General features: G+C 61.0%; 9 protein-coding genes. 4 read left to right on the top strand and 5 right to left on the bottom strand.

Translation table 11 applies throughout. The features are described 5' to 3' along the window. The first annotated feature begins 376 nt into the window (after positions 1 to 376). Positions 377 to 706 (top strand): helix-turn-helix domain-containing protein, encoded by a 330-nt coding sequence (locus M3461_22860; protein ID MDQ3776981.1) that lies wholly within the window; start codon positions 377 to 379, stop codon positions 704 to 706. A gap of 3 nt (positions 707 to 709) precedes the next feature. Here M3461_22860 and M3461_22865 read toward each other — a convergent pair whose 3' ends face one another. The 5 genes from M3461_22865 to M3461_22885 all read right to left on the bottom strand — a co-directional run bounded on the left by M3461_22865 (position 710) and on the right by M3461_22885 (position 2,883). Then, positions 710 to 937 (bottom strand): hypothetical protein, encoded by a 228-nt coding sequence (locus M3461_22865; GenBank protein ID MDQ3776982.1) that lies wholly within the window; start codon positions 935 to 937, stop codon positions 710 to 712. Between the two features lie 96 nt (positions 938 to 1,033). Further along, a complete protein-coding gene (locus tag M3461_22870) occupies positions 1,034 to 1,249 on the bottom strand; it encodes a hypothetical protein (protein MDQ3776983.1) in 216 nt (71 codons plus the stop codon). A 121-nt stretch (positions 1,250 to 1,370) separates the two neighbouring features. Then, complete coding sequence (locus tag M3461_22875) at positions 1,371 to 1,676, bottom strand: hypothetical protein (GenBank protein ID MDQ3776984.1); 306 nt, start codon at positions 1,674 to 1,676, stop codon at positions 1,371 to 1,373. Between the two features lie 235 nt (positions 1,677 to 1,911). Continuing rightward, the gene (locus tag M3461_22880) at positions 1,912 to 2,133 is read right to left on the bottom strand and encodes a hypothetical protein (GenBank protein ID MDQ3776985.1); all 222 of its coding nucleotides are present in this window, start codon (positions 2,131 to 2,133) and stop codon (positions 1,912 to 1,914) included. Between the two features lie 141 nt (positions 2,134 to 2,274). Continuing rightward, entirely contained in the window at positions 2,275 to 2,883 is a 609-nt protein-coding gene (locus M3461_22885; protein ID MDQ3776986.1) for an ImmA/IrrE family metallo-endopeptidase, read from the bottom strand. Between the two features lie 410 nt (positions 2,884 to 3,293). Between M3461_22885 and M3461_22890 the strand changes: the two genes are divergently transcribed. The 3 genes from M3461_22890 to M3461_22900 form a co-directional block, all read left to right on the top strand. Then, complete coding sequence (locus tag M3461_22890; protein MDQ3776987.1) at positions 3,294 to 3,596, top strand: hypothetical protein; 303 nt, start codon at positions 3,294 to 3,296, stop codon at positions 3,594 to 3,596. An 881-nt stretch (positions 3,597 to 4,477) separates the two neighbouring features. After that, on the top strand, positions 4,478 to 5,551 hold the full coding sequence (locus tag M3461_22895) for a hypothetical protein (GenBank protein MDQ3776988.1): 1,074 nt from the start codon (positions 4,478 to 4,480) through the stop codon (positions 5,549 to 5,551). Next, a partial coding sequence (locus M3461_22900) for a DUF4082 domain-containing protein (protein ID MDQ3776989.1) occupies positions 5,548 to 6,971 on the top strand: 1,424 nt, incomplete at its 3' end. The genes M3461_22895 and M3461_22900, both read left to right, overlap by 4 nt.

Below are 6,971 nucleotides of genomic sequence, written 5' to 3' on the forward strand. Positions count from 1 at the left end.
CTCCCACTTTTCGAGCTGCGTCCGTTCAGCCGTTTCAACTCGATCGACAGCCTCGTGTTCGGCATGACCGTAAGCATAGCAATTGCCAGAGAATCTGTCAAGTTATTTAAGGGACACTCCACTAGCATTCCAACGACCAACGGCCTGGCGGAAACACCGTGGTGCGCAAGTGCTTCGGCTACAGCTACATCCCGCAGCGTTATGCGATGCAAATCAACGCCCCTGTGCCCGCATACCTCAACCCCCTGCCGGGCTTTAAGGCGGCGTGGGCATCGGGCACCATCTTGACTGCATCAGGCAGGAGTGTTAAATACACAGTACATGTCGGGAGCAAGAAGCGATGACGAGTAGCCAGAGAGAGAGCTTCGGTCCCTTGGTGCGCCGGGAGCGCGAGGCGCGGGAGATCGGGTTACGCGAGATGGCGAAGATGATCGGGGTGAGCCCGACGTACCTGTCGAAGATCGAGAGGGGCGAGTTCCTGCCGCCGGCCGAGGACAGGGTGAAGGCCATCGCGAAGATCATTGGCCGCGACCCCGACCAGCTACTCGCATTGGCCGGCCGCGTGGCGTCTGACCTGACCGAAATCATCAAGCGGCAGCCGCGCGAGATGGCGTCCTTCCTTCGTTCGGCGAACGGGCTGACGGCAGAGGAGATGGGTCGCTTCGCCCGCGAGGCGAAGAAGGCGAAGAAGACGAAGAAAAAGTAACCGTTACAGCCCGCGATCCGGGCTTTCCGGGACATTGTCGGTGCAGATGACGATGGCGACTACATGACGATCCAGGTTCGCAATCTCTCCGAGGAGGCAATCGAACTCGACGCCCGAGCGTTGCTCGCGCAACACGCCCGCGCGCGGGGCGTCACCGTGAAGGCCCCGATCCTCATCGAGGACATTGTTGAGAAGCATCTCAAGTTGCGCGTCGATTTCGGCGACCTGCATGAGGTCCTTAACGTGCCGCAGGCAAACCGGCACCCGGACATCTTAGGCGCGGTAGGACTTCCCATACCTCCTCTCCCTCCGAGATGAAGTGTCCCCTCATACCTCGATCACGATCACACAGCGGCCGAGCGCCTCGGCCAGCTCGGCCATGAAGGCGTTTGGTATTTCGCCAGTTACGCGGCTTTCCAGCGCCGCGGCGGCTTCGGATCCCATCGAATTTCGATGCCGGCGCCGGCCGACCAGAAATCGACGGTGTGGGGGTCCGATCCGAGCGCGGCGATGGCGCTGGCCGATGGTGCCGGGCGCAGTCAAGTTTTCTCCCTCGATCGGAACCGCCGTCCAGGCCACCGCAGGCGGCCGTCAGGGCCTCCGGGAGCTCGCCTCATGCCTTCCCCCAACCGTCGGCCCTTGAGCACGGCAACCTTGGCCACGCCTAGGGGCAGGGCATCGACTGGCCTGGCTTATCAGGCAAGGCCGCGAGGAACTCAGGGTAGTCCAAGAGCGCAGATCGCAGGCTCGCCCATAGGTAGCCGCGGTTCCGAGCTAAGGTCGCCGTGATCCGGGCTGCTTCCTGCTCAGCCTCGGGCCTCAACAGCCCGACGTCATGCTCTAACATGACGGCCCTCTCTTCAAAGGCCTCACGCAGGTCCTCGGCTTCCCCGGTCACCGTCGGCGTGGCGAGCACGACCAAGACGGCGGGCTTGTAGGCCTTGAGCTTGTCTAGCAGGTCACCGGACAACGGCCGGGGGGGCACTCAGCGCCAAGTCAAACCCGTCCACCGCGATCTGGCCACCGGCCGCAAGTACTTGACCGATGATCTCGGCGGCGATCATAGGCGCATCTGCCACGATCATGGAGCCCTTCCGGCATCGAAGGCCGGGCCGCGCGGATCGCCTCGGCATGGTCCGCCGCTGGAACCTTGACGTGATTTGCATCTCGGGCGTCCCCATCGGATCGCCGCTATCGGGGCCGCGTCAGCGCGGCACTTCATCCTCTGGGATCGTGAACTTGTGGGACTTGCCGGCGCGGATCACGAGCTCGCGCTTGCCGCCGCTCACGATCTGGCAGACGATGGAACAGTCGAAGAAGCCATGCCGCAACCCGTCGACGACGATCCTTTCGAGATGGGCGAGCGCCTCGGCGGTCTGGCCGCGATGTACGCGGGGCGATGCGGAGAGGGTCGGAGGGTCACGCATTGTGCAGCAACGCCTTCATGTCCTTGATCGCCGCAGCGAATGCAAGCGGGCGGACGCTGCCGCCCTCGCCGTAGAAGGCAATCACGTCGTCGCACCGCTCCGACCGGTTGACACTTGGCGATCTCCTTAAAAAAAAGGGGCTCAAGAACCGACGGCAAAGGCCTGTTGCCGTGGCACCTCGCGGTGAAGCAGGTGCGCCAGCCGGACGCGCATCGCTTGGAGCAAGACACCAAAGATCGGCGCGAAACGCTTGGCTACGTTGTTGAACAGGTAGGCCTGGCACTCAAACATATCGCCACGCTTGGCAACGTTGTTGAGCAGGTAGCCATGGCGCTCAAACATTTCGTCAAGAATCATAGCGATAGACCGCGGGCCGTTCCAGTGGAGGCGGGCAGCCTGGGGGGTGTGGTTCACGAGCTCATAAACGATCGGATTTTGGGTTCCGAACTCCTGCTTCAAGGCGTCAGCCACCAACCGCCTCGGCATCAGAAGACACGAAGCATAGAAATCGGCCTGCCACTCGGCGCACTCCTTCTTCCGGCTGGAGCGACAAACCACTGCAGGCCTCAACGACCCACCGAACAGGGACGCCTGAGCACGATCGGTGGCGAGGTAGAGCCGGTGCAGTCGCCAATGGCCTGCTTCGTGGGCAAGGGTGAAGCGATACCGCCCCTCGAGGTCGGGGTGCTCCTCGGGATCCAGGCTCTGATGGATCCAAATCTCGCGTTTGGCGGGCCAGATCGCGGCCACCGCGGACCTTGCGCACCCGATCGGCGGCCCAAATTCGCTATTTCGCCCCCACTTCCAGCGACAAACCACTGTAACTAGTTGTCTGTATTGGATCTTTTTACTGCCATCGTCGCGGGATATATACCCGCCTTTGCCCGGGCTAGAGGGTGCCGGGCACACCTCCGTGCGCCTGTCCGGCGCTTGATCTTATCGGCCTTCGGGTAAGCGGGGTGAGCGCGCGGCTGCCCCGCGGTTCGCACCCCTCGCGCGCGAGGGGCCGCAGCCGGGCACAGTACGAGAAAACGAATCCGGGTGCGCGAGGAGCTGGTTCGCGAGGGGGTTCGCGGGTGCGAACTCGACCCTCATCACTGAGCCGACACTTCACCGCCGGCACCCAAGCGAGTCCGCCGCGTGGTTCGCACCCCCCGCGCGTGCGTGCGCGGAGGGTCAGGCTCGACGCGGCTGGCGACATCCCGCTGGGGACCGTCGAAGCGTTCGAACAGGCCGCGGTGGCAAGGGACTCCGAGGACCTGCGAGAGCACTTCGAGGAGCGCGCCGGCATCTACGAGCACGACGCCGGCCTACCGAGGCCCGAGGCCGGGATCGAGGCGGCCCAGATCTTGCTTGAGGTGTCGTCTGCCCGCTGCTGGAAGGGAAACAATTGGTTTGATATGGAGATTACACATGAAAAAAGCTCTCACGGCTTATCGCCGTGGACAATGCGCTGTCGGTGAAATGATTGAACAAGCATTTCATCGTTATAACTGCCGTCATGGCTATCGGCCTGTTCGGACTATCAGCGACAGCGAATAGTCAGGAGACGTTTGAGACAGTCATCCCAGACTTTCTCGTCACCTGTACCAGCACAGGCCAACTGTGTGATCCACCGTTTTCCGTGTCAGGTGAACTAGTTCTCCAGGTACAGTACTTTGTTCGCAGTACGCATTGTTCATCTTTAAGGGTTCATCTTTTCGTCGATGGAATCTTAAAGGTGACCACAGGGTTCTTAGCTGGCCTGGCGCTTCCGCATTTGCAGAATTACCATTGGATACAGGCCTTGTTGATTTGGGACCTGTGTCGCCGGGCGCACATCTAATCAGTGTTCAGGCGGAAGGCCAAGTAAGTGGCTGTAATTGTGACCAGCCTTCCAGTTGGTGGGGTGGCAGCTTAAAAGTCCTCACTAACGTGCCCACTTCACTTCTCGCCATAACGGTGCGACCTCCGGGCCAGCCTCCGGTCCTCTGTAACGGACTGCCGGCGACCATCGTCGGGGACAGTAACAGCAACACGATCTTCGGGACCCCGGGCAATGATGTCATCCATGGCCTTCGATAAGGGTTGGGAGCACCCGGCAAGATACATAACGGGCGCTGGATTCGAAGATTATCCGCCGCTTTCGGTGCGCATTATCCGGTGGAAGGCAGGTTATTTCGAGTAAAGCGCCGTAGCCGAGGGCTTTGGATTTGGGAGAGAGGGAATAACGTCATGTATCCGCACAAGGTGAGAGCTCGTAGTACGGTGCAACAGAATGGCCGAAGCGCAGGAGTATGTGGTGTGGTGAGCGGCCTAAACGCGACTATATACGTCGATGACTTCGCCTTCCGTGGAGAACGAAATGCTCCGTAGATTTACCTACCTTGCAATGCTGTTCTGCGCTTCACTGCTCGGTCCGCATGAACAGGCGCTGGCCAATTGCGCTGCTCCGGAAAATCCCATCGTTGCCGAGAACTGTCAACCGGGTAATCCCTCGAGCGAGTGGGATATCAGCGGTGCTGGGGACTCGAGCATCCAGGGTTATGCCACCCAGATCAGCGTCGATCGCGGGCAGACCGTTTTTTTCAAGGTGAAGACCAACGCTACCAATTACCAACTCGACATCTACCGGCTAGGCTACTATGGCGGAATGGGTGCACGAAAGGTGGATACCGTCCTTCCCTCCGCCGCTTTACCGCAATCGCAGCCGAACTGCCTGAGTAACGCCGCCACTGGGCTTATCGATTGCGGAAACTGGGCGATCTCCGCCTCCTGGGCGGTGCCAGCGAACTCAGTATCCGGGATCTACTTTGCGCTGCTCGTCCGCAACGACACTGGGGGCGCGAGTCATATCGTCTTTGTCGTCCGCGACACCGGTACTTCAGATCTATTGTTCCAAACTTCAGATACGACCTGGCAGGCCTACAATAGCTATGGCGGGAACAGCCTCTATACGGGATCGCCGGCCGGCCGTGCGTATAAGGTCAGTTACAATCGACCATTCAATACCCGTTCGGTGGACAACGGCCAGGACTGGCTCTTCAACGCCGAATATCCGATGGTGCGGTGGTTGGAGGCCAACGGCTACGATGTCAGTTATTTCACCGGTGTCGACGCCGATAGGCTTGACAACTTAATCCAGAATTATAAGATCTTTCTCTCAGTCGGCCATGATGAATATTGGTCTGGGGCCCAGAGGACTAATGTGGAAGCGGCCCGCAACGCGGGTGTCAGCCTCGCGTTCTTCAGCGGTAACGAGGTATTCTGGAAAACGCGCTGGGAAAATAGCATCGATGGTTCGGGGACGCCGCGTCGCACGCTCGTGTGCTACAAGGAGACTCATGCCAACGCCGTGATCGATCCGCAGGATCCGCCGACCTGGACCGGTACGTGGCGCGATCCGCGTTTCAGCCCGCCGGCCGACGGAACGAATTGACAGGCACGATCTTCACGGTCAATGGGTCATCGGCCAGCGATGCTATCAAAGTGCCTGAGGCGGACGGAAAGATGCGTTTCTGGCGCAATACAACGGTCGCCACGCTGGCGCCAGGTGCCGTCGCGACACTTGCGGGTAGCACGCTAGGCTACGAGTGGGACGAAGATCTTGACAACGGATTCCGCCCGCCTGGTCTTGTCCGTTTGTCGTCGACCACTATCAACGGGGTACAACTCCTGCAGGACTATGGATCGACCTACGCGGCGGGCACGGCGACGCACCGCCTGACCTTGTATAAGCACGGCAGCGGCGCTTTGGTCTTCGGCGCCGGCACGGTTCAATGGTCTTGGGGGCTCGACAGCAACCACGACCGTGGCAGCAACCCTGCGGACGCGCGCATGCGGCAGGCGACCGTGAATCTATTCGCGGACATGGGCGTTCAGCCGGCCACTTTGCAGGCAGGCTTGGTCGCGGCCTCAGCGTCGACCGACACGACCGCTCCCAGCTCCGCGATCTCCTCGCCAACCAGCGGCTCGAACGTTTCGCCGGGCACTCCCACGACGATCAGCGGTACGGCGAGCGACGCCGGCGGCGGTGTCGTGGGCGGTGTCGAGGTCTCGGTGGACGGTGGTGTGTCCTGGCAGCCGGCCAATGGACGCGCGACTTGGACGTATAGCTGGATTCCCAGCGGGTCTGGGAATGTGACGATCAAGAGCCGTGCGGCCGACGATAGCGGGAATCTCCAGACTCCCAGCCTTGGGGTTACCGTAACGGTCGGCTCGGGCACTCCGAACCCCTGTAGTGGGAGCACCCTCTGGCCTGCGACGGCAGTGCCTACCGTGGCTGCGGATGCGGACACCTCGGCGGTGGAGTTGGGGGTCAAGTTCCGCTCGGATGTCAACGGCACGGTGTGTGGGGTGCGGTTCTACAAGGGCAGTGCGAACACGGGTACGCATGTGGGCAAGCTATGGAGCAGCGGCGGAACGCTGTTGGCGCAGGCGACCTTCACCGGCGAGACGGCCTCCGGTTGGCAGCAGGTGAACTTCGCGACCCCGGTGGCGATCACGGCCACTGCGGTCTATGTCGCGTCGTATCATGCGCCGAACGGGCGGTATGCGGTCAATGAGGGGTACTTCACCACTGGTGTCGACACCCCACCACTGCATGCGCTACAGGACGGGGGGAGTGGCGGCAATGGAGTGTACTTGTATGGGATGGGTGGTTTCCCAACGAACACCTTCGGGGCCAGTAATTACTGGGTGGATGTAGTATTCATTGCAGGGACTGCCCCGACATTGACATCGATTGCGGTGACACCCACAAACGCGACGATCCAAACTTCGGCAACGCAGCAGTTCACAGCCACCGGGACCTACTCAAACAATAGTACGCAGGACATCACCAGTCAGGTAACCTGGGC

This window comes from Pseudomonadota bacterium (genome assembly GCA_030860485.1).
Classification (GTDB): domain Bacteria; phylum Pseudomonadota; class Gammaproteobacteria; order JACCXJ01; family JACCXJ01; genus JACCXJ01.